The organism is Micromonospora sp. NPDC047756 (assembly GCF_055587245.1).
In genome coordinates, this window is record NZ_JBVJGQ010000008.1 from 406,886 (window position 1) to 431,766 (window position 24,881).

18 protein-coding genes are annotated in these 24,881 nt (G+C 73.5%); 12 read left to right on the forward strand and 6 right to left on the reverse strand.

Annotated elements, in window-relative coordinates; translation table 11 throughout:
• Positions 1 to 8: 8 nt before the first annotated feature.
• Both ACZ6NZ_RS27530 and ACZ6NZ_RS27535 read left to right on the forward strand, forming a co-directional pair.
• The gene (locus tag ACZ6NZ_RS27530) at positions 9 to 4,835 is read left to right on the forward strand and encodes a tetratricopeptide repeat protein (protein WP_465860889.1); all 4,827 of its coding nucleotides are present in this window, start codon (positions 9 to 11) and stop codon (positions 4,833 to 4,835) included.
• A gap of 44 nt (positions 4,836 to 4,879) precedes the next feature.
• Positions 4,880 to 5,878 carry an aldo/keto reductase family protein gene (locus ACZ6NZ_RS27535; protein ID WP_355007754.1) on the forward strand — a complete coding sequence of 333 codons (999 nt, stop codon included), beginning with the start codon at positions 4,880 to 4,882 and terminating at the stop codon, positions 5,876 to 5,878.
• A 129-nt stretch (positions 5,879 to 6,007) separates the two neighbouring features.
• Here ACZ6NZ_RS27535 and ACZ6NZ_RS27540 read toward each other — a convergent pair whose 3' ends face one another.
• Both ACZ6NZ_RS27540 and ACZ6NZ_RS27545 read right to left on the reverse strand, forming a co-directional pair.
• Positions 6,008 to 6,805, reverse strand: a complete 798-nt coding sequence (locus ACZ6NZ_RS27540) for a site-2 protease family protein (protein ID WP_465860890.1) — start codon at positions 6,803 to 6,805, stop codon at positions 6,008 to 6,010.
• Complete coding sequence (locus ACZ6NZ_RS27545; RefSeq protein WP_007463228.1) at positions 6,805 to 7,005, reverse strand: hypothetical protein; 201 nt, start codon at positions 7,003 to 7,005, stop codon at positions 6,805 to 6,807. The genes ACZ6NZ_RS27540 and ACZ6NZ_RS27545 overlap by 1 nt, the downstream gene beginning before the upstream one ends.
• Before the next feature lie 145 nt (positions 7,006 to 7,150).
• Here ACZ6NZ_RS27545 and ACZ6NZ_RS27550 point away from each other — a divergent pair, with 145 nt between their 5' ends.
• From ACZ6NZ_RS27550 to ACZ6NZ_RS27565, 4 genes are all read left to right on the forward strand, one after another.
• Entirely contained in the window at positions 7,151 to 8,947 is a 1,797-nt protein-coding gene (locus ACZ6NZ_RS27550) for a serine/threonine-protein kinase (RefSeq protein WP_465860891.1), read from the forward strand.
• A 225-nt stretch (positions 8,948 to 9,172) separates the two neighbouring features.
• Positions 9,173 to 11,116 (forward strand): bifunctional adenosylcobinamide kinase/adenosylcobinamide-phosphate guanylyltransferase, encoded by a 1,944-nt coding sequence (locus tag ACZ6NZ_RS27555; RefSeq protein ID WP_465860892.1) that lies wholly within the window; start codon positions 9,173 to 9,175, stop codon positions 11,114 to 11,116.
• The gene (locus tag ACZ6NZ_RS27560) at positions 11,106 to 11,879 is read left to right on the forward strand and encodes an adenosylcobinamide-GDP ribazoletransferase (RefSeq protein ID WP_366608854.1); all 774 of its coding nucleotides are present in this window, start codon (positions 11,106 to 11,108) and stop codon (positions 11,877 to 11,879) included. Before ACZ6NZ_RS27555 ends, ACZ6NZ_RS27560 begins: the two co-directional genes overlap by 11 nt.
• Before the next feature lie 67 nt (positions 11,880 to 11,946).
• Positions 11,947 to 13,245, forward strand: a complete 1,299-nt coding sequence (locus ACZ6NZ_RS27565) for a DUF2314 domain-containing protein (protein WP_465860893.1) — start codon at positions 11,947 to 11,949, stop codon at positions 13,243 to 13,245.
• 157 nt (positions 13,246 to 13,402) lie between these two features.
• Here the strand turns inward: ACZ6NZ_RS27565 and gcvT are convergent, their stop codons facing one another.
• Complete coding sequence (gene gcvT / locus ACZ6NZ_RS27570) at positions 13,403 to 14,533, reverse strand: glycine cleavage system aminomethyltransferase GcvT (protein ID WP_465860894.1); 1,131 nt, start codon at positions 14,531 to 14,533, stop codon at positions 13,403 to 13,405.
• Between the two features lie 162 nt (positions 14,534 to 14,695).
• On the opposite strand from gcvT, the gene ACZ6NZ_RS27575 reads away from it, so the two are divergent.
• On the forward strand, positions 14,696 to 16,270 hold the full coding sequence (locus ACZ6NZ_RS27575) for a leucyl aminopeptidase (RefSeq protein ID WP_465860895.1): 1,575 nt from the start codon (positions 14,696 to 14,698) through the stop codon (positions 16,268 to 16,270).
• Positions 16,271 to 16,314: 44 nt separating this feature from the next.
• Here ACZ6NZ_RS27575 and ACZ6NZ_RS27580 read toward each other — a convergent pair whose 3' ends face one another.
• On the reverse strand, positions 16,315 to 16,644 hold the full coding sequence (locus ACZ6NZ_RS27580) for a hypothetical protein (protein WP_112589164.1): 330 nt from the start codon (positions 16,642 to 16,644) through the stop codon (positions 16,315 to 16,317).
• 178 nt (positions 16,645 to 16,822) lie between these two features.
• Here ACZ6NZ_RS27580 and lpdA point away from each other — a divergent pair, with 178 nt between their 5' ends.
• Positions 16,823 to 18,214 carry a dihydrolipoyl dehydrogenase gene (lpdA, locus tag ACZ6NZ_RS27585; protein ID WP_396794135.1) on the forward strand — a complete coding sequence of 464 codons (1,392 nt, stop codon included), beginning with the start codon at positions 16,823 to 16,825 and terminating at the stop codon, positions 18,212 to 18,214.
• A 67-nt stretch (positions 18,215 to 18,281) separates the two neighbouring features.
• Entirely contained in the window at positions 18,282 to 20,108 is a 1,827-nt protein-coding gene (gene sucB / locus ACZ6NZ_RS27590) for a 2-oxoglutarate dehydrogenase, E2 component, dihydrolipoamide succinyltransferase (RefSeq protein ID WP_465860896.1), read from the forward strand.
• A gap of 63 nt (positions 20,109 to 20,171) precedes the next feature.
• Here the strand turns inward: sucB and ACZ6NZ_RS27595 are convergent, their stop codons facing one another.
• Positions 20,172 to 21,107, reverse strand: coding sequence for an SDR family NAD(P)-dependent oxidoreductase (locus tag ACZ6NZ_RS27595; protein ID WP_465860897.1), 936 nt, complete (start codon positions 21,105 to 21,107; stop codon positions 20,172 to 20,174).
• A gap of 151 nt (positions 21,108 to 21,258) precedes the next feature.
• Here ACZ6NZ_RS27595 and ACZ6NZ_RS27600 point away from each other — a divergent pair, with 151 nt between their 5' ends.
• Complete coding sequence (locus tag ACZ6NZ_RS27600; RefSeq protein ID WP_465860898.1) at positions 21,259 to 22,596, forward strand: low temperature requirement protein A; 1,338 nt, start codon at positions 21,259 to 21,261, stop codon at positions 22,594 to 22,596.
• Between the two features lie 101 nt (positions 22,597 to 22,697).
• A complete protein-coding gene (locus tag ACZ6NZ_RS27605; RefSeq protein ID WP_465860899.1) occupies positions 22,698 to 23,192 on the forward strand; it encodes a hemerythrin domain-containing protein in 495 nt (164 codons plus the stop codon).
• Between the two features lie 63 nt (positions 23,193 to 23,255).
• Here the strand turns inward: ACZ6NZ_RS27605 and ACZ6NZ_RS27610 are convergent, their stop codons facing one another.
• Entirely contained in the window at positions 23,256 to 23,651 is a 396-nt protein-coding gene (locus ACZ6NZ_RS27610; protein ID WP_465860900.1) for a MerR family transcriptional regulator, read from the reverse strand.
• Between the two features lie 56 nt (positions 23,652 to 23,707).
• Here ACZ6NZ_RS27610 and ACZ6NZ_RS27615 point away from each other — a divergent pair, with 56 nt between their 5' ends.
• The gene (locus ACZ6NZ_RS27615; protein ID WP_465860901.1) at positions 23,708 to 24,697 is read left to right on the forward strand and encodes an aldo/keto reductase; all 990 of its coding nucleotides are present in this window, start codon (positions 23,708 to 23,710) and stop codon (positions 24,695 to 24,697) included.
• Positions 24,698 to 24,881: the final 184 nt, after the last annotated feature.

A 24,881-nucleotide genomic window follows, 5' to 3' on the forward strand; every position in this document is an offset into this window, starting at 1 on the left:
CTCGACGGATGAACGGCCGCTACTCCGACCGGTGGTCAGACCCGAACGAGCCGTCCTGGGTGGTCGAGCCGACCACCGAGTGGCACCCCCAGTTCCCCGGCCAGCGTTACGCCGGGGACATCGGCAGGCCGCACCAGCCACCACCGCGCGGCCGTGCGACGGTCACCGGTCGCGCCGAGGTGCCGCCGCTGGCGCCCACCCGCCCGGACGGCACCTACCTCGGCCGGTCCTGGTCCGACGAACCACCGGCGGAACAGGCGCCGCACGGCCGTTCCTGGGGGGACGACGAGCCGGGTGAGGCATCGGCCTACAGCCGACTCCGCAGCGACGATTTCGCGGCCGACACGTCCGCCTACGGCCGGCCGGACAGCGCTGACTCCCGCCACTACGACCACGAGCCGTACCGTCGTCCGCTGCCTGAGCCACCCCGCCGCGACGACCGCCGCTCGCCCGAGTCGGACCGACGGACCGCCTGGTCCGACCGACGCCCCGCCGACGAGCGGGGGCCCGCGCGGGAAGCCGCCTGGCACCGGGACCAGCCCAACCCCGAGCGGTACGACAGTCGCGGCCCCCGGCCGGAGCCGGCCGAACGGGATCGGGGTTACCGGGGATCCCCGCCGGTCTCCCCCGCGCCCCGGCCCGAGCCCGGCTGGGTGCCCGAGCCGGACGACACACCACGTCGGCGCGGCACGCCGGAACGACCCGCCGCTGGTCACGAACGGCACACCGCCGACGGGTACGGCGTCCGACCCAACCGCGACCACGACGGCCGCGTCGCCGACGGGGTCGACCCGTGGGCGTCAGCGGACGGCCGCACGCGCTACCGCGCCGACGGGTACCCGGACCGGCCCGCCGACGACCTGCGCCGCCCGGAGCCGCGCTACCGCGCGGATGAGGGGATCGGCGCAGCGCCCTCACCCAACGGTGGGCGACGGCGTCGCCCCGAGCCGGACCTGCCCGACCCGTCGCGCCTCGACAACGACCGGCGGCGGCCCGACACCGAGCCGCACCGGCAGCAGCCCCGTGAGGCGGCCGCCCGCGCCGAGGCGTACCCGGACCGGCGACCCCGCGAGCAGGCCCGCCCGGACGGGTACCGCGACAACGGGTACCGCGAGGACGCACCCCGAGAGGACGCGTACCGCGAGCCCCGGCCGCAGCCGGGCCACCGGTCGGACGGCAGTCTGCCCTGGCCAGCACCGGGTCCGGTGCGCCAGGACCGCACCTCGGATCGCACCCGGGAGTCCGGCCACCGCACCCCGGACCCGTACCGCAGCTCCGATCCCCACCGCACGACGGACCCGTACCGCGGCACCGAGCCGGGCGTGTCCTCGCGGCCGGCCGCACGGTACGACGAGCGGCCGGTACGTCCGGCCGCCACGGCGCCGCCCGCCTCCGACCGCGCCATGCCGGTCTCCCCGGAGCGACCCGTGTCGCCGGCACCCATCTCCCCCGCTTGGGACCGACCGGTGTCAGCCGCCCCGGCCACCCCGCACCACCCGGTGTCACCAGCACCCGACTCCCCCACCCCCCGCGGCTGGGACCGGCCGGTGTCGGCCGTTCCCGTCTCTCCGGCCTCCGACCGGCCAGTCTCCGGGCCACCCGCCGCGCGCCTGCGGATGGAGTACCTGCCCGCGCCGGTGGACCCGCCCGGTGCCGACGATCGCTCGGACGCCCCGCCGGCATCGGCACGCCGGCCGCTGGCCGAACCACCACCGGCACCCGGGCCGCATCCCGCTGCGCCGCCGCGTTACCCCGGGCCGGACAGCCGGGACCGTCCGGTGGACCAGCGGCGCGGCGAGGAGCAGCGCCCGGACCGCCGTCAGGTCGGCGAACCGTTGGCCGGCACCCCACCGACCGACCGCCGCCCGACCTCTCCGGACCGCTCGCCCCCGGCGGAGCGGCCGCACCCCGCCGAGCGCCCGGCCGCGCCGGATCGAGCGGCCGCGCAGCAGCGCCCGTACCCGCCGGAGCGACTGGCACCGACGGCGGACGCCCGCCCGTCGGTGGCCCCGCCACCCACCTGGCAGGCACCGCCGCCGCCGGCGACCCGGTTCGACCCGCCCCCGGCCGACCCGCCCCCGGCCGACCCGAGCCCGGTGGCACCGCAGCCGGCGGCCCCGCAGCCACCGACGGCGGAGGTCGAGCCGGTGCTCCCGCCGGCCCCCGGTACGCCGCGCCGCTACGTGCCCCCGCCGCCCACGGACGAGCCGGTGGCGCCCGTTCACGAGCCGGACGACGTCCCGGGCGCCCGCGGACCAGAGGCGTGGTTCAGCCCCGCTCAGCCCGCCGCCTCCGACCAGGCCGAGCCCGCGACGGACCAGCGGTCGTCCGACCAGGCCGAGCCCGCGACGGACCACTGGTCGTCCGACCCGGTCGACGACGAGGCGACGGCCGGCGACCCCGACCGTGCCGCGACACCGGACGCGCAGACGTCGTCGGCAGCCGACACCTATCTCGGCGTGGCCGGCGAGCACCCCGGCGGGTCGGCATCGGACGACGTGTCCGACCCGGTCTCCGCGCCGCCCGCCGACCCGGTGTCCGGTGCCCCACGATTCTGGGCGGACGACCTGGACGACGACCCGCAGCCCGGGTTCGACACCGAGACTGTGGAGGGCGACCAGCCCGTCTCCGGCGTACCTGTCGTCGCGATGCCCCACCAGCGGACCGAAGCCGACCTCGACGCCGAGGGCGAGACCGACCAGCAGCCTGTCGCCGCTTCGCCCAGCGCGGCCACCGATCCGGTCGCCCACGACCCGACGGGCGAACTCGCGCCACCCGACGGGCCGACGGACGCGATCGACGATCCGAGCGCGAGCCCGACGGACGGCTCGGGAGTCGACGAGTGGCGGGGCGACGCGGCGACGCACGTCACGGCTGCGGACGACACCAGCCCGCCCGTCTCCGCACCGCCGGTCTCGGCACCGCCGGCCTCGGTCAGGCCGGTCTCCGCACCGCCGTTCTCGCCACCGCCGGTATCCGCACCGCCCGCCTCGGTCACGCCGGTCTCCGTTCCTCCGGCACCGCCGGTTTCGGCACCGCCGGTATCGGCACCGCCGGTATCGGCACCGCCGGTATCGGCACCGCCAGTTTCGGCACCGCCGGTATCGGCACTGCCGGTTTCGGCCCCACCCGCGGCACCCGTCTCCGGGCCGCCCCTCTCCACCGCGCCCGTCTCCGCGCCGCCGACATCGGCCGCGCCGGTGTCCGCACCACCCGCCTCAGCGCAGCAGTACTCCGTAGCGCCCGTATCCGCGCCACCGGCACAGCCGTACTCCGGGGCACCGGTCTCCGCACCGCCGGCACCCGCGGCAGAACCCGCCTCCGCGCCACCGGCCTCGACACCACCGCCCGCGGCAGCGCCCGTCTCCGGCCCCCCGGCCTCGACAGCTCCGGCGTCCGGGCCGCCAGCGTCGGTGGTGCCGACCTCCGCGCCGCCGGCGTCGGCCGTACCCGGCCCGAGGAGCGGCTCGGACGGGGAGCACGAGCAGGAGTCCGCGCCACCCGACGAAGCACCGCCGGTGGTGACCCGTCCGTCGCTGGCCGACCCGGGCGACCCGGAGCAGGTGCTGGCCGCGTACCGGTGGCGGTTGGACCCGGTCACCCTGCGCGAGGAGCTGACGGAGCCGGACGACCTGCGGGCCATCCGTCGGCGGCTGACCGAGAAGTTGGGCTCGGCGGTCGACAACCGTGCGCGGGCCCGGCTGCTCAGCCTGCGGGCGGTGGCCTCGCGGATCCTCGGCGACCTGGACGATGCGCTGGCCGACGGTCGGCTCGCCCTCACCTACGCCGAGGCCACCGGCGAGCTGCGCCGGACCGCGCTGGCCCAGGCCCGGCTGGCCCATGTGCTGCGCTGGCGCGGCGACTTCGCCGAGGCCGACCAGCTCTTCGCCCAGGCCAACTCGATCGAGTTGCCCGACCGGCTACGGGCCGCGCTGCACGAGCACGCCGGGCGGTCGTGTTACGACCAGGGGCGGCTCATGGAGGCGTGCGAGCACTTCGAGAAGGCGCTCGACCTGCGCGGCGCGGGCGACGCCGAACTGTTGGACCGGGTCCGGGTCGCCCTCGACGCGGTCACCGTCCGGGCCGGGGCGGATGGCTTCGGGGCGTACCCCCGGGGTCGGGACGAGGTGCTCGACCGGGACCGACCCCCGTTGCCGGACCGGGACGGGTCGCTGTGGGGTTACACCAGCCAGGACGGCGACGTGGTCGTCCCCGCCCGGTACGCCGAGGCGCAGCCCTTCCACGACGGGTTGGCCTGGGTCCGCCGGCCGGACACCGACCGCTGGTCGCTGATCAACCTGCTCGGTACGACGGTGATCCCGCCGTCCTTCCGGGCCGCGCAGCCGTTCAGCGACGGCCTGGCCTGGGTGGTCGGCGAGGGTGGCTGGACGGCGATCGACGCGACCGGGGCGGTGCAGGTCGCGCCCAACTTCGCCGAGGTACGACCGTTCCGGCGTGGGCTGGCCGCGGTGAAGCGCGAGGGTTGGGGGGCGGTCGACCGGACCGGTCGGGTCATCGTGCCCACCCGCTACCACGGCTTCGTCACCGAGTTGGCCGACGGCCAGGAGATCGACGGGTTCACCGACGAAGGGCTCGCCGTGGTCGACGTGGCGGGTCGACGGGGCGTGGTGGACCGCACCGGCACGGTGCTGGTCCCGCCGGCGCACCCGATGCTGGTCATCCACCCGGTGGCGTTCCTGGTCGAGAGCGACAACGGGCGGTGGGGCGCGCTGGACCGGCGCGGTGTGCCGCTCATCGATCCGGTGCACCGCGATCGCGCCGAGGTGCTGGAGGAGATCGACCGGCTACTCACCGACGCCAACCCGGTGCTCTGAGTCGCCGGTCGCCGGTGTTGATCCACTGGGGCTAGGGTCGGTACATGGAATTCCGACACCTGGGCCGCTCCGGCCTGATGGTCAGCGAGATCTCGTACGGCAACTGGATCACCCACGGTTCGCAGGTCGAGGAGGACGCGGCGTTCGCCTGCGTCCGGGCCGCTCTCGACGCGGGGATCACCACCTTCGACACCGCCGACGTGTACGCCGGCACCCGGGCCGAGGACGTGCTCGGCCGGGCGTTGCAGAACGAGCGCCGTGAGGGCCTGGAGATCTTCACGAAGGTCTACTGGCCGACCGGGCCCGGCCGCAACGACCGGGGCCTGTCCCGCAAGCACATCATGGAGTCGATCAACGGCTCGCTGCGCCGACTGCGCACCGACTACGTGGACCTCTACCAGGCCCACCGCTACGACTACAGCACCCCGCTGGAGGAGACGATGGAGGCGTTCGCCGACGTCGTCCACTCCGGCAAGGCGCACTACATCGGCGTCTCCGAGTGGACCGCCGCCCAGCTGCGCGCCGCCCACCCGCTCGCCCGGGAGCTGCACGTCCCGCTGGTGTCCAACCAGCCGCAGTACTCGCTGCTCTGGCGGGTCATCGAGACCGAGGTCGTGCCCGCCAGCGAGGAGCTGGGCATCGGGCAGATCGTCTGGTCGCCGATGGCGCAGGGCGTGCTCTCCGGCAAGTACCTGCCGGGCCAGCCGCCGCCGGCCGGTTCCCGGGCCACCGACGAGAAGTCGGGCGCGGGCTTCATCTCCCGGTTCATGAACGACGACGTGCTGACCCGGGTCCAGCAGCTCAAGCCCCTCGCCGAGCAGGCCGGGCTCAGCATGGCCCAGCTCGCCGTGGCGTGGGTGCTGCAGAACCCGAACGTCTCGTCGGCGATCATCGGCGCGTCCCGCCCCGAGCAGGTGCACGACAACGTGAAGGCGGCCGGGGTCAAGCTCGACGCCGACCTGCTCACGGCGATCGACGACATCGTCGAGCCGATCGTCGAGCGGGACGCGGCGAAGACCGAGTCCCCCGCGCAGCGTCCCTGACGGTGTTCCGGCCCGGCCGGCGCGAATCCCTCGCGCCGACCGGGCCGGGTCAGCTGCGCCCGGTCGCCGGGCCGGGTCAGCTGCGCCCGGTCGCCGGGCCGGGTCAGGTCCGCCCGGCCACCAGGCCGGTCAGCTCTGCCAGAAGCGGATCAGCTCCAGGCCGGTGGCGTACAGCCACGACGGCAGACCGAGCAGGTCACCTACCGCGAAGACGGCGTCGAAGAACCAGCCGCCGATGCGCGGGTTCCACAGCAGCGCGAAGAGCAGAATGAAGCCGTACGGCGCGAACAGGTCGTACATCTTGCGCCACTGCGGGTTGAGCCACGGCTGGATCATGTTGCCGCCGTCCAGGCCGGGCACCGGCAGCAGGTTCAGCACGCTGGCGGTGAGCTGGAGGAAGGCGAGCAGCGCCACCCCGGCCCAGAACTCCACCGGACCACCCGACCGGGTGCCCACCTGCACCGCCGCCACCAACACCAGCGTGAACAGCACGTTCGTCGCCGGGCCGGCGAGGCTGACCAGGGTGTGCCGCAGTCGACCGGGGATGGCGTGCCGGTCCACCCAGACCGCTCCACCGGGCAGGCCGATGCCGCCGAGCAGCACCACCACCACCGGCAGCACGATCGACAGCAACGGGTGGGTGTACTTCAACGGGTTGAGCGTCAGGTAGCCGCGATGGGCGATGTCCCGGTCGCCGGCCCGGTAGGCCACCACCGCGTGGGCGTACTCGTGCAGGCAGAGCGACACCAGCCAGCCGGACACCACGAAGAGGAACACGTTGAACCGGACGCTGCCGTACCCGTTCCAGGTCAGCACTCCGCTGACCGCGAAGAGCGCGACCAGGCCGAGGAAGACCGGGCTGGGCCGGAACGCCGCCCTGGGCACGCCGAGGACCAACGGGTCGCCGCCCGGGCGGTCGTAGGCCATCACTCGGCTGTGGGCAGCAGGCTCATCCGGTAGTCCACCCGGTCGTCCTCCACGAGCGCGACCGAGGTGACGCCGGACGCCGCGAGCTCCCGCCAGGTCTGACCGATCCAGGATTCGGCGTCGGCCTGGCTGCCGAACGACTCCGCCGGTCCCTCGACCGTCTGGCCGTCCGTGCCCTCGTACCGCCAGCTCCACGCCATGCCGCGTCTCCCCTCGCCGCTGAAGTCCCCGTGGGACGAACCCCCGCCAGCGTAGTCGGCCCGGCGCGCAACGGCCGCTCGCTCGCCCCCTGCGGGGCCGACGGGGTGGATCAATCCGATCGACGCCGGCCGGTACGGTGGCTCGGTGCTGACACGGGGAGTGCTGCTCGGCGGCCGGTACCGGCTGGGCGAGCGGGTGGCGACGGGTGGGATGGGAGCGGTCTGGCGCGGCACCGACGTGCTGCTGGAACGCGAGATCGCACTGAAGGTGCTGCTGCCGTCGCTGGTCGCCGATCCGGAGTTCACCGCCCGGTTCCGGGCCGAGGCGCGGATGCTGGCCGCGCTGCGGCACCCCGGCGTGGTGCCGGTGCACGACGTCGGGCAGGCAGTGCTCGACGACGGCAGCCAGGTCGACTACCTGGTGATGGAGTACGTCGAGGGCGAGCCGTTGTCCGCCCGGGTGCGCGCGGTGGGGCGGCTGGATCCGGCCACCACCATGTCGGTGCTGGCCCAGGCCGCCGACGCGCTGCACACCGCACACCTCGCCGGCATCGTGCACCGGGACGTGAAGCCGGGCAACCTGCTGGTCAAGGGCGACGGCACCGTCGTGCTCGTCGACTTCGGCATCGCCCGGTCCCGCGACATGGCCGGGCTCACCGCCGCGAACATGGTGCTCGGTACCGCCTCGTACATGTCTCCGGAGCAGGCCACCGGGCAGCCGGTCTCGGCCGCCACCGACATCTACGCGCTCGGCGCGGTGGCGTACTTCTGCCTTTCCGGGCAGCCGCCCTTCCACGGTGACAACCCGCTCGCGGTGGCGCTGCGGCACGCCCAGGAGGACCCGGCGGCGCTGCCGGCGGACACCCCGCCGGCGGTTGCCGCAGTGGTGGCCCGCGCGCTGGCCAAGCGCCCGGAGGACCGGTTCGGCAGCGCCGCCGAGTTGGCCGCTGCCGCCGCCGATGCCCGCGACGCGACAGTGGCGAGCATTCCGGTCTCCGCCCGCCCACCGTGGGCGCTGGCCGCTCCCACCCCGGGCGTCGCGGCCCCCGCCGTCCCGACTTCCGTACCGCCGGCCGGCCCGACTCCCGGCTTGGATTCCGCACCGTCGGTCGCGGCGACGCCGCCCGCCGGGTCGGTGTCGGCGGGGCCCGCCGCTCTACGCCCACCGGCGAACGTCGCGGTCCAAGCGACGACCGAGCCGAAGCCGACCCGGGAGGACGCGCTCGGGAGCGGGCCGCCGGGCCGACGCCGTCCGCTGCTGGTCGGGGCAGGTGCTGCCGTTCTCGTCGCGCTCGTCGTCGCGGTGGCCGTGGTGGCGCTTCGACCCGAAGCGAAGTCGGGTTCGGCGGACCAGCCGCCCGCGTTGGCCGGCGGGTCGGCGGCGGTCACCGACGCACCGCTGCCGACCGGGGACGCGACCACCACCGGGCCCGTGCCCAGCGCAACGCCGGGGGTCGGTCGCACCGCGACGGCCGACCCGACCGGGTCTCCCGCCGACGCGACGACCAGCGGCGACCCCACCCGCGCCGCGGTGCCGGGCAGTACGCCGACCGGTACGACCAGCAGCCGACCGACGCCCAGCCGCACCCCGTCCAGCCGGCCCAACCCGTACACGGCCGCCCAGGCGTGCGGCAGCGGCTACCAGGTGATCGACTCGGCGACGCTGACCGGCGGGGACGGGCAGCGCAAGGGCCGGGTCTTCCTGCTGTACCACTCGGGCACCGGGACCAACTGCGTGGTCACCCTCAAGGACACCGCGGTCGGCGCGAAGTCCGCCGCGTCGGCGTACCTGGAGGTGCAGGGCCGGGCCCGCAGCACTGACAGCGGGTCCTTCGACTACTACGCCGGGCCGGTGCGGGCCACCGCCGCCGGGACGTGCGTCAAGTGGGGCGGCACCACCGGCGGTGTCAGTTACGGCAGCGGGTTCGAACACTGCGACTGAACGACGGGCCGACCGTGCCACGGTAGATCTTGGACACTTTCCGTTCCGCGCTGACGCTAAGTGTCCAAGATTGCCAGCGGCTGCGGGTGCAGCGGGCCGGGGTCGCGCCGCATTCGGGTCGGGGAACTGGGCGCTTCCCCGCAATGGACGCGGAACGGGCTTTCGATCTTCGGCAGGGTCGGGGCGACGTGCCCGGCCCCGAAGGATGAGAACTAAGGTACGGGCATGTCGGTAGACGGGTGGAACACGGTCCTGGTGCTCGGCGGTATCCGGTCCGGCAAGTCCGAGTTCGCCGAGTCCCTGGTCAGCGCCGCGCCGGTGGTCCGCTACGTCGCCACCGCGCCCGAGGGCGACCCGGAGGACACCGAGTGGGCGACCCGGCTGGCGGCGCACCGCGCCCGACGGCCGGGCAGCTGGACCACCGAGGAGACCACCGAGGACCCGCGCCGGCTGGCCGACGTGCTCGGGTCCGCCGAGCCCAACGAGCTGTTGCTCGTCGACGACCTGGGCGGCTGGGTGACGGTGCTGCTCGACCCGGACCACCAGCCCGCCGACGACGTGGCGACCATCGCCGAGCTGGCCGAGGCGATCCGCGGGTGTGCCGCCCGGGTGGTGCTGGTGAGCCCCGAGGTGGGGCTGTCGCTGGTGCCGACCACCCCGCTGGGCCGGGCGTTCACCGACGCGTTGGGCGCGGCCAACCGCGCGGTCGCCGACGCCTGCGACGCGGTCGTACTGGTCGTCGCCGGTCAGCCGGTCTGGCTCAAGTCCACCGCCACCGCCACCGCCACCGCCCCCGCCACCGAACCGTCCGCTTCCGCCCCCGTGACCGCGTCGACGGCCGCCGCCGCACCGGTCGTGGCGAGTCTGACCGACAGCGAGCCCACCCCCGAGGTGCAGCTGCCCGACGTGCTGACTCCCACTGCGCCGGCCGCCCCGACCGCGGAGGCGGGCAACCCGTGGGCCGCGCCGACCATGGCGCTGCCGATGGTCTCCACCGGGCTGGTCATCCAGCCCGGCATGGAGCTGCCGATGCCCGACGAGTACGCCGGCCCGCAGGCGGTCGACCGGCTTGCCACGTTGGACGTACCGGGCGCGGGACTGGGGGTGTTGGACCGGGTGGTGGGCTTCGCCGCCGCCACCCAGGGCACCTCGACCCCCGTCGCCTGGGCCTCGGCGCGGGTGCTGCTGCTGCACGGCGACCACGCCGGTGGGGCGGCGGCCGGCACCGTCGCCGGTGAGTCGGCGCGCCGCGCCGCTCAGGCCCGCGCCGGTCAGGGCGCGTTGGCACGGCTGGCCGCCGAGAGCGGCGCGAGCCTCCAGGTGGTGGACACCCCGGCCTCCGCGCCGATCGAGGACCAGCCGGCCCTCGCGGCGGAGCAGGTCGAGTCCGCGCTGCGCTACGGCTGGCGGTTGGCCGAGCAGGCCGCCGACGCCGGCGTACAACTGCTGGTGCTCGGCGCGTGCGGCGCCGGCACCGAGGCGGCGGCCGCGGCGGTGCTCTCGGCGACCGCGGGCGCGGAGCCGCCCGCCGTGCTGGGCCGGGTGATCACCGACTCCGGCGAGATCGACGACGCGGCGTGGATGATCCGCTGCGCGGCGGTGCGCGACGCCCTGCACCGCACTCGGCGCTCGTCTCGGGGCGCCAAGGACATCCTGGCCGAGCTGGGCGGCGGTGACGTGGCGGTGGCCACCGGCGTGCTGCTCGGCGCCACCGCCCGGCGGGTGCCGGTGCTGCTCGACGGTCCGGTCGGGTTGGCCGCCGCCATGGTGAGCCGTGACCTGGCCGGGCAGGCCCGGCACTGGTGCCTGCTGGCCGACCACGGCGGCCACCCGGCCGTGCGGCTGGCCGCCGACGTGCTGGGCCTCACCCCGCTGCTCGACCTGCGGATGGATCTCGGCGAGGGCGCCAACGCGCTGGTCGCGCTGCCACTGCTGCGCTCGGTGCTGGCGTTGTCCGCCGCGCTGCCGGTGCACCCGTCGCTGGGCGGCACTGACGACACCGCCCCGGCCGCCGACGAGCCGGAGTCCACCGACCCGAGCTACGCGGACCCGGATCTCACCGAGCCCGACGTGACCGAGCCCGACTTCACCGAGCCGGAGCCGGCCGGGCCGGGCCCGGCCAGCACCGGGGCGGACGAGCAGCCGGCGTCGGGCTGGCGTGCCGGCTGAGCCACGGCTGCTCGCGGGAGCCCGGCTGGCGGTCACCACGTTCACCACGCTGCCGGTGCGGGCCGGGCGCATCGACCGCCCCGTCGCCGGCACGGCGATGGCCCTCGCCCCGGTGGTCGGCGCGCTCCTCGGCGCCCTGCTGGCCGGTGTGCTGCTGCTGGCCGGGGCGCTCGCCCCGCCGCTGGTGGCGGCCGGCGTGACCGTCGCCGTCGCCGCGCTGCTCACCCGGGGGCTGCACCTGGACGGGCTGGCCGACACCGTTGACGCGCTCGGCTCGTACCGGCGGGGCGCGGCAGCACTGGAGATCATGAAGAAGCCGGACGTCGGCCCGTTCGGGGTGGTCGCCCTGGTGGTCGTACTCCTGGTGCAGGCTGCGGCGCTCGCCGACCTCGCCGGTCGGTCCTGGCCGGCATGTCTCGCGGCGGTGGTCGCGGCGACCGCGGCCGGGCGGCTCGGTGTCACGGTGGCCTGCCGGCGGGGCGTGCCGGCGGCCCGGCCCGACGGCCTGGGCGCGCTGGTCGCCGGCACGGTCGGCCCGGTGGCGGTGGCCGCCGGCGCGCTCGCCGTCGTGCTGCTGGCGGTGCCCGCGGTGCCGGGCCGTCCATGGCAGGGGCCGCTGGCCGTCGTCGCCGCGATCGCCGTCGCGCTACCGCTGCTCAACCACGTGGTACGCCGCCTCGGCGGGATCACCGGCGACGTCCTCGGCGCGACCGTCGAGGTGGTCACCACGCTGGTCTACCTGGGTCTGGTGCTGTCCGGCTGAACCGGGCCCGGCGGGCCGGGTAGCGTTCGGCTCGACAACACCGGCGCGGCCACCGGGGGATCCCACAATGCTCATCACGGACGACTTCCTGCCCGTTCCGGTGCCGGAGTCGCTCAGCGCGACCTACCTGGTGCCGATAGCGGGGCTCCCGAAGGTCAGCGCGAAGACCGCGGTGGCGGCCCTGACCGGCCGGCTGGCCGAGCCGGTGCACGGGCTGGCCCGGCAGATGCTCGACAGCCCGCTGATGAGCGTCGACACCCGGCCGATCGCCGAGTTCCCCGAGCTGCCACCGGACCTGCTCACCGCGTTCGGTGCCACCAAGGAGCAGCTGGACCGGCTGGCGGCGGCGACGCACCTGGTGGTCGTACAGGCCGAGTACCGGCCCGGTTGGCCACCCGCGCACGAGTGGGCCGCGCGGGCGGTCGCGGCCGCCGTGGCGGAATCCGTCGGCAGCGACGTGGTGGACGTCTTCGGGCTCCAGTTCCTCGACCCGGCGACCGCGCTGCGCTCCCTCCCCGACGAGCAGGGCCGCATCCGACTCGTCGACTGGGTGCTGGTGCCGTACTCGTCGGACACCGAGGGCCTGTGGTTCACCACGAAGGGGTTGCGCCGCTTCGGTCTGCTGGAGTTGCAGACCCAGGGGGTGCCCGACCACCTCACCCGGGCCTGGGGCGCGGTGATGACCGGGGCGGCCCGCCGACTGCTGCGGGACTGGACCGACGGGCTCACCGGCGAGGAGGTGCCGGCGTTCGTGCAGCTCCCGGTGCTGGCCACGGTCACCGGGCACGACATCGCGGTGGCGTACGGCAACCCGGAGCAGCACGGCGCGACCGCCCCGGTGCTGCTGCGCCTCGAACTGGACCCGGCGACCGACCCGGAGGCCGACTCGTTCCTCAGCCTGCGCCCGCCGGCCGGGCACCCCGGCCCGGACGGGCGCTACTACGCGGCCGCCTGCGCGACCCTGTTCTCCGGCATCCAGCCGGACGTGCGTTACGCCCGCTCCGGTGACGCGATGAGCCGTGCGGTCGCCACCGCCCGGGCCGCGCTGGACGACGCTCGGGCCCGGTTCGTCGCAGGCCTCCTCCCCACCGAGTCACAGCTCGTGGTGAAGTACGGCCTGCCCGGAGACGACGGTCCGGAGTACGTCTGGGCGGGCGTCACGTCCTGGGAGACCCCGGAACGCATCGTCGGCGTGAGCGCCAGCGATGCCAACACCGACCAGAGCGTCCGCATCGGCGCTCCCGTGGTCGTGGAGACGTCCGACGTGGTCGACTGGGCCGTCCTGGACGCCACGGGTGTCATCGAAGGCGGCTGGACCCAGGCAGTCCTGGACTCCGGCGAACCCCCAACCCCCCAAACCCCCTAACCCCACCCAGCCCCAGCCCGGTGGCCCCAGCCCCGTGGCCCCAGCCCCGTGGCCCGAGCCCCGTTGATCATGAAGTTATCGCCATGACTGCCCGGCGTGTCGTGACAATAACTTCATGATCAACAACATCTGGGGCCCGGGGTGAGGCGGGGGCGGGTTACTTCACTGAGGGGGTTACGAAGGGGGGCTTGGTCAGGGTCAGGGGGGCTCGGCGGCCTCGGATGTCGATCTCGACCTCGTCGCCGTCGGTGAGGTTGGCGTCGGTGTTGAGCAGGGCCAGCGCGATGCCCTGCTTCCTCGTCGGGCTGAAGGTGCCGCTGGTCACGGTGCCGACCTGGGCGTCGCCCACGTGCAGGGTCATGCCCGGCCGCGGGATCGCCCGGTCGACGGCCACCAGGCCGCGCAGCGTACGCCGGGGGCCGGCGGCCTTCTCGGCCAGCAGCGCGTCGCGGCCCCAGAAGGCCGGCTTGTCCCAACCGACCGCCCAGCCGGAGCGGGCCTGCACCGGGCTGATGTCCAGGGAGAGGTCCTGCCCGTGCAGCGGGTAACCCATCTCGGTCCGCAGCGTGTCCCGGGCGGCCAGCCCGCAGGCCCGCAGCTCGAACGCCGCGCCGGCGGCGAAGAGCGCATCCCAGACGGCGACCGCGTGCTCCGCCGGAACCACCAGTTCGTAGCCCAGCTCGCCCGTGTAGCCGGTGCGGCAGACAGTCAGCTCCACCCCGGCCAGGCTCGCGGCCGAGAAGCTCATGTAGCCGTGCTCGGTGGGCAGGTCCAGGGCGGCGAGCAACTCGGCCGAGCGGGGACCCTGCACGGCCAGCACCGCGTACGCCTCGTGCTCGTCGGTGACTGTCACCTGTGCGGGCGCGGCGGCGCGCAACCGGCGCACCACCTCCGCGGTGTTCGCCGCGTTCGGGATGAGGAAGACATGGTCGTCGGCGTAGAGGTAGGCGATGATGTCGTCCACCACACCGCCGGTGGCGTCGTCGCAGCAGAGCGTGTACTGCGCCCGGCCCGGGCCGATCCGGCCCAGGTCGTTGCTGAGGCAGGAGTTGACGAAGTCGGCCGCGCCGGGGCCGCTCACCCGGGCCTTGCCCAGGTGTGACACGTCGAATACCCCGACCGCCGTACGCACCGCGGTGTGCTCCTTGAGCACCCCGCCGCCGGCGTACTCCAGGGGCATTTCCCAGCCCCCGAAGGGGGCGAACTTGGCGCCGGCGGCGGTGTGCCGCTCGTGCAGCGGGGAACGGCGCAGCCGGGTCGCGGCGGCGTCGGAGGTCACGTCGGTCATGGGTGGCAACTTACCGGGGGCAACGTCGCTGGTTAGCATCGGCGGGAGCCCGCTGGCGCTGTCGGCGGGACAGCCATGACGTCCGGCGGGTAGGTTCCGCCGGAGACCTTCACCGCTGGTACGCGACGCCGCGACCGGCCCGGCCCGCCCGGAGTAGCTTCAGTGACTTCACCCCGCACCACCAACCTGAGCCTGGTCGACACCGACCCGGCGGAGCTCGCCGTCGACGCGATCGTGATCGGCGTGCACAGCCAGACCGGAGAGCAGGGCGCCACCAGCGGCCTCGCCGGCACCCTGCTGCTGGCCAGCGGCGCGGAGAGCATCGCTGCCGCGTTCGACGGCAAGCTGACCGAGACCCTCGCGCTGCTCGGCGCGACCGGCGGGCCGGGTGAGGTCATCAAGCTGGCCACGCTGGGCACCGTGACCGCCCCGCTGGTCACCGCCGTCGGGCTCGGTCCGGAGCCGTCGGGTGCCGCTCCGGCCCCGGAGACGCTGCGCCGGGCCGCGGGTGCGGCGATCCGGGCCCTGGCGGGCGCATCCACCGTCGCGCTGGCGCTGCCGCTGCCGGACGACGCGGACGCGTCGGCCGAGCTGCGCGCGGTCGCGGAGGGCGCGCTGCTGGGTGGGTACCGGTTCGCCGGTTACAAGACCCGTCCCCAGCCGACCCGGCGCGAGCCGGTGGCCGAGGTGCTCATCGCGGTGCCGGACGCCGGTGACGCGGGCGCCCAGGCGGAGGTCGTCCGGGCGCAGGCGGTGGCGGGCGCGGTCCGGCTCAGCCGGGACTGGGTGAACACCGCGCCGAACGAGCTGCGCCCGCCGTCGTTCGCCGACGCGGTCGCCGGCGCGGCGCGCGAGGCGGGCCTCGGCGTCGAGGTGCTCGACGAGGCGGCGTTGGCCGCTGGCGGGTACGGCGGCATCGTCGCGGTCGGGCAGGGCTCGGAGGCCCCGCCGCGGCTGGTGAAGCTCACCTACACCCCGCAGGACGGCGGCAACGGCAAGCGGGTCGCGCTGGTCGGCAAGGGCATCACCTTCGACACCGGCGGCATCTCGATCAAGCCGGCGCAGGGTATGTGGGAGATGAAGTCCGACATGGCGGGCGCCGCCGCGGTGGGCGCGGCCATGCTGGCGATCGCCGCGCTGAAGCCGACGGTGGCGGTCAGCGCGTACCTGCCGATGGCGGAGAACATGCCGTCGGGCACCAGCTACCGGCCGGGTGACGTGATCACCATGTTCAACGGCAAGCGGGTCGAGGTGCTCAACACCGACGCCGAGGGCCGGATGATCCTGGGCGACGCCATGGCCCGTGCCTGCGCGGACGGCACCGACTACCTGTTCGAGACTTCCACCCTGACCGGCGGCCAGGTCATCTCGCTGGGCAAGCGGATGGCCGGCGTGATGGGCACCCCGCAGCTGTGCGACCGGGTGAAGGTGGCCGGCGACGCCGTCGGCGAGCCGGCCTGGCCGATGCCGCTGCCCGACGACGTCCGTAAGGGCATGGAGTCGGATGTGGCGGACATCTCGCAGGTCAACGCCGGGATGGACCGGGCCGGTCACATGTTGCAGGGCGGCGTGTTCCTGCGCGAGTTCGTGACCGACGACGTGGCGTGGGCGCACATCGACATCGCCGGGCCGGGCTACCACTCGGGCGAGCCGACCGGCTACTGGACCAAGGGCGGCACGGGCGTTCCGGTCCGCACGCTGGTGCAGCTCGTCGAGGACGTCGCCGCCAACGGCTGACGGTACGGACGAAGAAGGGCCCCCGGTCGATGCCGGGGGCCCTCTCAGTAGCGTTCGGGGCGACGTTTGCGGCGTTCGTTGAAGTCGCGCATCCGCTGCGGGTAGCCCATCAGCCGGACGTCGTAGACCGGGATGCCCATCCGGTACGCGAAGCGCCGGGCTCCGTCCGGGCCGTCGATGCGCCGACGGGTCCACTCCCCGTCGTCGGCGATCAGGATGACGGTGGTCTCGGTCACCGTCGTACGGGGTTCGATGTACGCCTCGACGCCGCGCCGACTCCGGATGAAGTTCTCCAAATGGTCCAGATCCCCACGACTGGCAGCACGGTCATGGCTCGGCACAGCCGCCTGTTTGCGGCGCCGGAACAAGCCCACCGGTTCTCTCCCCCACCGTGCGTCATCGACAACGGTGCCAAGGGTACGTGTCGATGACGTGTCGTTGGGCACCTCGGTACGCACCCTGTGCTCAGTGGTGACAAGATGACCGAGGTGGGGTGTGTCCGTGTTACACCTCTGTGACCCCCGATGCAGCGACGCGACCTGGGAGTTGGACGTGAGCGAGCCGAACGAAGCGACCTTCGACATTGTCATTCTCGGAGGTGGCAGCGGCGGCTACGCGACCGCGCTGCGCGCCGTCCAGCTGGGCCTGAAGGTCGCGCTGGTCGAGAAGGGCAAACTCGGCGGCACCTGCCTGCACAACGGCTGCATCCCGACGAAGGCCCTGCTGCACGCCGCCGAGATCGCCGACCAGGCCCGTGAGTCGGAGCAGTTCGGGGTCAAGGCCGAGCTGATCGGCATCGACATGGCCGGGGTCAACTCGTACAAGGACGGCGTGATCGCCCGCCTCTACAAGGGCCTGCAGGGCATGTTGAAGGGCAACAAGGGCATCACGATCGTCGAGGGTGCCGGCAAGCTGGTCGGCAAGAACGTGGTCGAGGTGGACGGCAAGCGCTACACCGGCCGCAACATCGTCCTGGCCTCCGGCTCGTACGCGAAGAGCCTGCCCGGCCTGGAGGTCGACGGCGAGCGGATCATCACCAGCGACCACGCCCTCACGATGGACCGGGTGCCGTCGTCGGTGATCGTGCTCGGCGGCGGCGTGATCGGCGTCGAGTTCGCCAGCGTGTGGAAGTCCTTCGGTGTGGACGTGACGATCGTCGAGGCGCTGCCCCGGCTGGTCGCCGCCGAGGACGAGGAGTCGTCCAAGGCGTTGGAGCGGGCGTTCCGCAAGCGAAAGATCAACTTCAAGGTCGGCAAGCCGTTCGAGAAGGTCGAGAAGACCGAGGGCGGCGTCAAGCTGACCATCCAGGGTGGCGAGACCGTCGAGGCGGAGCTGCTGCTGGTAGCCGTGGGTCGTGGCCCGAACACCGCCAACCTCGGGTACGAGGAGCAGGGCGTCACGATGGACCGCGGGTTCGTGCTGACCGACGAGCGGCTGCGCACCAGCGTGCCGAACGTCTACGCGGTCGGCGACATCGTGCCCGGCCTCCAGCTCGCGCACCGCGGCTTCCAGCAGGGCATCTTCGTCGCCGAGGAGATCGCCGGGCAGACCCCCGCCGTGATCGACGAGGTCGGCATCCCGCGCGTCACGTACTGCGACCCGGAGCTGGCGTCGGTGGGCCTCACCGAGGCCAAGGCCAAGGAGCAGTACGGCGCCGACAAGGTCAAGACGTACAACTACAACCTGGGTGGCAACGGAAAGAGCCAGATCCTCAAGACCACCGGCTTCGTGAAGCTGGTCCGGGTCGAGGACGGCCCGGTCGTCGGCGTACACATGATCGGCGCCCGGGTGGGTGAGCTGATCGGTGAGGCGCAGCTCATCTACAACTGGGAGGCGTACCCGGCGGAGGTCGCCCAGCTCGTGCACGCCCACCCGACCCAGAACGAGGCCCTGGGCGAGGCGCACCTGGCCCTCGCCGGCAAGCCGCTGCACGCGCACGCCTGATCATCCACAACCGCGGCGTCCGGCGACGGGCGAAGATCCCACCAGGGGAATGAAGGAGTCTCAGAACATGCCGGTATCGGTCACCATGCCCCGGCTCGGCGAGAGCGTCACCGAGGGCACCGTCACTCGCTGGCTCAAGCAGGAGGGCGACACGGTCGAGGTCGACGAGCCCCTGCTCGAGGTCTCCACCGACAAGGTCGACACCGAGATCCCGTCACCCGCCGCCGGCGTGCTGAGCCGGATCGTGGTCGGCGAGGACGAGACCGCCGAGGTCGGCAGCGAGCTGGCCGTCATCGCCGGTGAGGGCGAGTCGACCGGCGGCGGCGAGGCGGCCCCGCAGGAGCAGGCCCCGGCCGAGTCGGTCGAGCCGGCCGCCGAGCCGACGGCCGCCGCCGAGGGCACCGCCGACGAGGTGGCCCAGGACGAGGCCCCGGCCGAGACGCCGGCTCCGGCCGCCGCCTCGTCGGGCGAGGGCACCGCGGTGAAGATGCCCGCCCTGGGCGAGAGCGTCACCGAGGGTACGGTCACCCGCTGGCTGAAGCAGGTCGGCGAGACCATCGAGGTCGACGAGCCGCTGCTGGAGGTCTCTACCGACAAGGTGGACACCGAGATCCCGTCGCCGGTCGCCGGCACGGTGCTGGAGATCAAGGTCGCCGAGGACGAGACCGCAGCGGTCGGCGCCGACCTGGCGATCATCGGCGCTGCCGGCGGGGCCCCCGCCCAGGCGCAGCCCGAGCCGAAGGCGGAGGCCAAGCCGGCGCCGAAGGCCGAGCCGGAGCCGAAGGTCGAGGAGCCCACGCAGGGCGCCTCGTACAGCGAGCCCGCCGCGGAGACCGAGAGCTCGGCGCAGCCGGCGAAGACCGAGCAGGCCGCGCAGCCCGCCGCGTCGACCTCGGCGCCGGCACGTCCGTCCGCTCCGGCGCCGGGCGCCGGCGAGGAGGCCGCCGGGTACGTGACCCCGCTGGTGCGCAAGCTCGCCGCCGAGCACGGTGTGGACCTGTCCGCGCTCAACGGCACCGGCGTGGGTGGTCGGATCCGCAAGCAGGACGTGCTGGAGGCGGCCGAGAAGGCGAAGGCAGCCAAGGCCGCTCCCGCCGCCGCACCGGCGCCGTCGGCCGCGCCGTCGGCGGCTGCGGCCACGCCGGCCGCGAAGCCGCAGCCGAGCGGCAAGCGGGGCACCACCGAGAAGCTCCCCCGGATCCGCAAGGCCATCGCCAAGCGGCTGCACGAGTCGCTGCACGAGATGGCGCAGCTCACCACGGTGGTCGAGGTGGACGTCACCCGGATCGCCAAGCTGCGGGCGCAGGCGAAGGACTCGTTCGTGCAGCGACACGGCGTGAAGCTGTCCTTCCTGCCGTTCTTCGCGCTCGCCGCCATCGAGGCGCTGCAGACCCACCCGATCGTCCAGGCCAGCATGGACCTGGAGGGTGGCACGATCACCTACCCGGCGGCCGAGCACCTCGGCATCGCGGTGGACACCGAGCGGGGTCTGCTGACGCCGGTCATCCACAACGCCGGCGACCTCAACCTGGGCGGCATCGCCAAGCGGGTCGCCGACCTGGCCGAGCGGACCCGGACCAACAAGATCAGCCCGGACGAGCTGGCCGGGGCGACCTTCACGCTGACCAACACCGGCAGCCGGGGCGCGCTCTTCGACACCCCGATCGTGCCGTCGCCGCAGTCGGCGATGCTCGGCACCGGTGCCGTGGTCAAGCGGCCGGTCGTGGTCAACGACCCGGAGCTGGGCGAGGTCGTCGCGATCCGGTCGATGGTCTACCTGGCCATGTCGTACGACCACCGGCTGATCGACGGTGCCGACGCGGCCCGCTTCCTGACCACTGTCAAGGAGCGGCTGGAGGCCGGCAACTTCGAGTCGGAGCTGGGCCTGGCCTGATCCGCCGAACGACGAGAAGGGCGCCCCGGTCATCGACCGGGGCGCCCTTCGGCGTTCTGGTGCTCAGCTCTTGAGCAGAGCGGTGGACACCTGCCAGAGTCGCTCGGCGGCCTCCGGGTCCAGCGCGTAGTCGGCGACTCCGGTCCGCTGGCCCGGCTGGGCGGGGGCGGCCTGTTGGCAGTCCTCGAAGTAGCGCCCACCCACCTCGTCGAGCAGCGGTGACGCGGCGACGAGCACGGAGGTGGCCGCGCCCTGCTCGACGGTCTTCCAGGCCGCCGCGTTGCCCGACCGCATCCGGTCCAGTTCCTCCGTGCTCACGTAGCGCTGCAGGTTGGTCTGGATCGCGCCGGGCATCAGCGAGTTGGTGTAGATGCCGTCGTCGGACCAGCGCCGGGTCGCTTCCACGGCGAACAGCACGTTCGCCGTCTTGGACTGCCCGTACGCCTGCCACGGCTCGTACTCCCGCTTGTCGTACTGGATGTCGTCGAAGACCACCGGCGAGCGCAGGTGGGCGGCGGAGCTGACCGAGACGATCCTGGCCCCGTCGCCGGCGGCGAGCGCCCGGCGCAGCCCGTTGGCGAGCGCGAAGTGCCCCAGGTGGTTGGTGGCGAACTGCATCTCCCAGCCCTGCGGTGTACGGGACAGCGGTGCCGCCATGATCCCGGCGTTGTTGACCAGGATGTGCAGGGGGCCGTCCCAGTTCGCCACGAAGTCGGCGATCGAATCCTGGTCGGCGAGGTCGAGCGGGGCTACCAGGACCCGGTCGTTGCCGGTGGTGCCGGTGATGTCGTCGGCGGCCCGCTGACCCGCGTCCGGGTTACGGACGGCCAGGGTGACCTCCGCGCCGGCGCTGGCCAGGGCGCGGGCGGTCTCCACGCCGATCCCGGAGGACCCGCCGGTGACGATCGCCCGCCGCCCGACGAGGTCGACGCCCCGGATCACGTCCATGGCCGTGGAGTGATGGGCGAACGAGGTGGTGATCGGGTTGTTGGTCGTCATTGTCCATCCTTGTCCGGGGTGGGCGGACCGACCGGCCCGCTGCGGGAGGCCGTGGCCCCGGTGTTTCCCCGACCCCGGCCGGAGTAACGCCGGGCCCTGTCACCCTCGCCGTTCGGCCTCCGACCAGCCCGGACGCTGCCAGAGTGGGATCGTGGGCGGCTACCGGCGGCGTGGACAACTGGGACCTGCCGTCCCGATCGCCCCGGGCGCCCGGGTGGACAAGTTCGAGGTCTTCTTCGACCTGGTCTTCGTCTTCTCGTTCTTCATCATCACCCGGGCCACCGCCGCGAACATCACCGGTCGGCAACTGCTGCACGCCGCCCTGGTGCTCGCCGTGCTCTGGTGGATCTGGGTGGTGCACAGCCTGGTCGCCACCCGGGTCCGGCTCGGCGAGGGCTACGTCCCGGTGCTCATGGTCATCGCGATGGTCGCCCTGTTCGCGTTCGCGTTGGCGCTCCCGCAGGCGTTCAGCGACCCGAAGGGGAGCGCCGCCGGCCCGATGCTGGTGGCGATCAGTTACGTCGTGGTCCGCGGCATCCACTGGATCCTCTACCAGCACGTGGTGCGGGACAGCCCGCAGGAGCGGCGGCAACTGCGGCGCTTCGCCCCGGAGCTGGCGGTGAGCATCGTGCTGCTGCTGGCCGCCGCGCTCATCCCGCCGCAGATCACCGACCCTGACCAGGCTGCCCTGGTGCGCGACGGGCTGTGGGTCGCCGTGGTGGTGGTGCAGTACGCCACCGGCTTCATCGTCGGGACCTGGGGCTGGGGGGTGACCAGCGCCGAGCACTGGACCGAGCGCTACGACCTCATCCTGATCATCGCGCTGGGCGAGTCGATCATCTCGACGGGGGTGGGCGGCAACCTGCTCGGCAAGCCGGTCACCTGGCCGGCGGTGGCCGCCGCCGCGCTCGGCATCGTGGTCACCGCAGCCCTCTGGTGGGCGCACTTCGACTTCATCGGACCGGCCGCCCGGATCGCCCTGCACGCGGCAGAGGGCGGCCCCCGGGTGGCGATGGCCCGCGACGCGTACGCGTACGCGTACCTGCCGATGATCGCCGGGGTGATCCTCTTCTCGATCGGCAACGAGCAGATCCTCCACAAGATCACCGACCCGGCCGGCGGGATCGCCGAGAAGATCGAGGGGCCGGCGACAGCGATGTTCTTCGGCGGTCTGATCTGCTATTTCACCGTCAATCTGCTCTTCCAGTTACGCACCCTGCACACCGTCATCTGGACCCGCATCGGCGTCATAGTGGTTCTCACGGCGGCCCTTCCGTTCGGCCAGCACCTGCCGGCGCTGGGCGTGCTCACCCTCGCGACAGTGATCTGCGTGGCGCTGGTGGCCGTGGAGGTGATGGTGATGGCGCAATCGCGGCACGCCCTGCGGGCCGCCGTCTTCCAGGAGCGGACCAGCCACGAGGCCCATGAGGCCGCCTGGCGGGCGCGCTGGCACGACGTCGAGGAGACCGACGAACCAACCACGCCGTGATTCCCGGGTTTGGGGGCGTGGCCCTCCGGTCCTAGACTTCGGCGTAGCGTCGCAGTGCACCCGGCCCGAAGGCCGCCGTGGGCATGGAGGCGCGGGACAGCATGGGACGACACGTGCACCCCACCGGTTCGCCGGCCGGCCGGCTCGCCGCCGTCGGCAATCAGATGATCGAGATCCACCTCTGGCTCAGCGCGGAGCTGGCCCGGCTGCAGGCAAGCCTCGACACCCCATCGCGGGACCTGCGGGCGCACTGCCTCACCTTCTGCGCCGCGCTCGGCCGACACCACAGCGGTGAGGACGCGGGCGCGTTCCGGCTGCTGGCCGAGGAGGCCCCCGAGCTGCGCCCGGTCATCGACAACCTGATCACCGATCACGAGGTGGTGGCCGGGATCCTGGAACGGGTCGAGGCACTGCTGAGCGGCGACGCGGCGGTGCCGGTCGCCCAGGTTCGCGCCGAGCTGGCCGGGCTCGCCGCCCTGCTGGAGTCGCACTTCCGGTACGAGGAGAAGCGACTGGTCACCGCCCTGAACGCGCTCACCGGTCGCACCGGAACGACAGAGGACCTGCTCGGCCTGTCGGCGCCCGATTCCCGCTAGCCGGCCCGCTCGGCATGAGCGCGCCCGGTTCCGGCTAGGCGGCATGAGCGCGCACGGTTCCCTCTAGCCGGCCTGCTCGGCCTCCGCGCCCGGGGCGATCGGGGGTTGTCGCTCGTAGAAGCGGATCTTCTCCCGGAGGTGGTCGTACTGGCGCTGGAGCAGGCGCATCTGCTCCTCGACCCGCGCCGCGTGGTGGCACAGCAGCTCGTGCCGCTCGTCGGTGGTGTGCTCGCCGTCGCGGGCCAGTTGCGCGTAGCGGCGCATCTGCGCGATGGGCATCCCGGTGTCGCGCAGGCAGCGGAACAGCACCAGCCAGCCGAGGTCGTCGTCGGTGAAGACCCGCTGCCCGCCCGCCGTGCGCTCAACGTCCGCGAGCAGGCCGATCTTCTCGTAGTACCGCAGGGTGTCCAGGCTGAAGCCGCTGCGGCGGGCGGCCTCCGAAGGGGCGTAACCGCTCATCTCGCGAGATGGTAGCGCTTGACCTGGAGCGCGCTCCAGGTTGGAGGCTGGTGACCATGACGACGACACGGACGCTGGGACGCAGCGGCATCACGGTGAGCGCGATCGGAATGGGGTGCTGGGCGATCGGCGGCCCGCTCTGGGGTGACGACGGGCAGCCGTTCGGCTGGGGTGAGGTGGACGACGGCGAGTCGATCCGCACCATCCATCGGGCGCTCGATCTCGGGGTGACCCTGTTCGACACCGCCAGCAACTACGGCGCCGGGCACAGCGAGCGGATCCTCGGTCGAGCTCTGGCCGGGCGCCGGGACAGCGTGGTCATCGCCACCAAGTTCGGCAACGTCAGCGAGGAGAGCACCCGGCGGGCGCTCGGCACCGAGGCCAGCCCGGCCTTCGCGGTACGCAGCCTGGAAGACTCGCTGCGCCGGCTCGGCACCGACCACGTCGACCTCTACCAACTGCACATCAACGCACTGCCGGTGCCCGCCGCGCTCGACCTGATCGACACCCTGGAGGCCCTGGTCGACCAGGGCAAGATCCGGGCGTACGGCTGGAGCACCGACGACCCGGCCTCGGCGGAGGCGTTCGCGACCGCCGGCCCGCACTGCGCCGCGATCCAGCACGACGAGTCGGTGCTGCGCGACAACGCGGCGGTGCTGGCGGTCTGCGACAGGCACGACCTGGCCAGCCTCAACCGCGGCCCGTTGGCGATGGGGCTGCTCACCGGGTCGACCCGAGCGGTCGGGGCGGACGACGTGCGCGGCCGGGCACCGGAGTGGCTGGAATGGTTCACCGACGGCCGGCCGACGCCACGCTGGGCGGCCCGGGTCGACCAGGTCCGCGCGGCGCTCACCGCCGACGGCCGTACCCTGGCCCAGGGCGCGCTCGGCTGGCTGCTGGCGCGCAGCCCCCGTACCGTGCCGATCCCCGGCCTGCGCACGGTCGCCCAGGCCGACGAGAACCTCACCACCCTGGAACTGGGCCCGCTGAGCCCCGAGTCCTACGCCGAGGTGGAGCGCCTCCTAACCGACCTCCGCACCCCCTAACCCCCCTCACCCTCACCCTCACCCCCGTCGATCTTGCACTTTGTGTGCCGGCAAAAGGGGGTGTAGCCCGGCAGAACGGCGACCGTAAGTGCAAGACGCTTCTATGTACGTGGTGATCGGTTCGGCTGGTTGCCGCTAGGTTCGGCGTCGATGATTGCTTGGGTGGCTCATTGCCGATCTGGCC

Excerpts from the sequence above, each read along its gene's own strand:
- ACZ6NZ_RS27530 (WP_465860889.1), top strand. The coding sequence starts at position 9 with ATGAACGGCCGCTACTCCGACCGGTGGTCAGACCCGAACGAGCCGTCC.
- ACZ6NZ_RS27535 (WP_355007754.1), top strand. The coding sequence starts at position 4,880 with ATGGAATTCCGACACCTGGGCCGCTCCGGCCTGATGGTCAGCGAGATC.
- ACZ6NZ_RS27540 (WP_465860890.1), bottom strand. The coding sequence starts at position 6,805 with ATGGCCTACGACCGCCCGGGCGGCGACCCGTTGGTCCTCGGCGTGCCC.
- ACZ6NZ_RS27545 (WP_007463228.1), bottom strand. The coding sequence starts at position 7,005 with ATGGCGTGGAGCTGGCGGTACGAGGGCACGGACGGCCAGACGGTCGAG.
- ACZ6NZ_RS27555 (WP_465860892.1), top strand. The coding sequence starts at position 9,173 with ATGTCGGTAGACGGGTGGAACACGGTCCTGGTGCTCGGCGGTATCCGG.
- ACZ6NZ_RS27565 (WP_465860893.1), top strand. The coding sequence starts at position 11,947 with ATGCTCATCACGGACGACTTCCTGCCCGTTCCGGTGCCGGAGTCGCTC.
- gcvT (WP_465860894.1), bottom strand. The coding sequence starts at position 14,533 with ATGACCGACGTGACCTCCGACGCCGCCGCGACCCGGCTGCGCCGTTCC.
- sucB (WP_465860896.1), top strand. The coding sequence starts at position 18,282 with ATGCCGGTATCGGTCACCATGCCCCGGCTCGGCGAGAGCGTCACCGAG.
- ACZ6NZ_RS27595 (WP_465860897.1), bottom strand. The coding sequence starts at position 21,107 with ATGACGACCAACAACCCGATCACCACCTCGTTCGCCCATCACTCCACG.
- ACZ6NZ_RS27605 (WP_465860899.1), top strand. The coding sequence starts at position 22,698 with ATGGGACGACACGTGCACCCCACCGGTTCGCCGGCCGGCCGGCTCGCC.
- ACZ6NZ_RS27610 (WP_465860900.1), bottom strand. The coding sequence starts at position 23,651 with ATGAGCGGTTACGCCCCTTCGGAGGCCGCCCGCCGCAGCGGCTTCAGC.
- ACZ6NZ_RS27615 (WP_465860901.1), top strand. The coding sequence starts at position 23,708 with ATGACGACGACACGGACGCTGGGACGCAGCGGCATCACGGTGAGCGCG.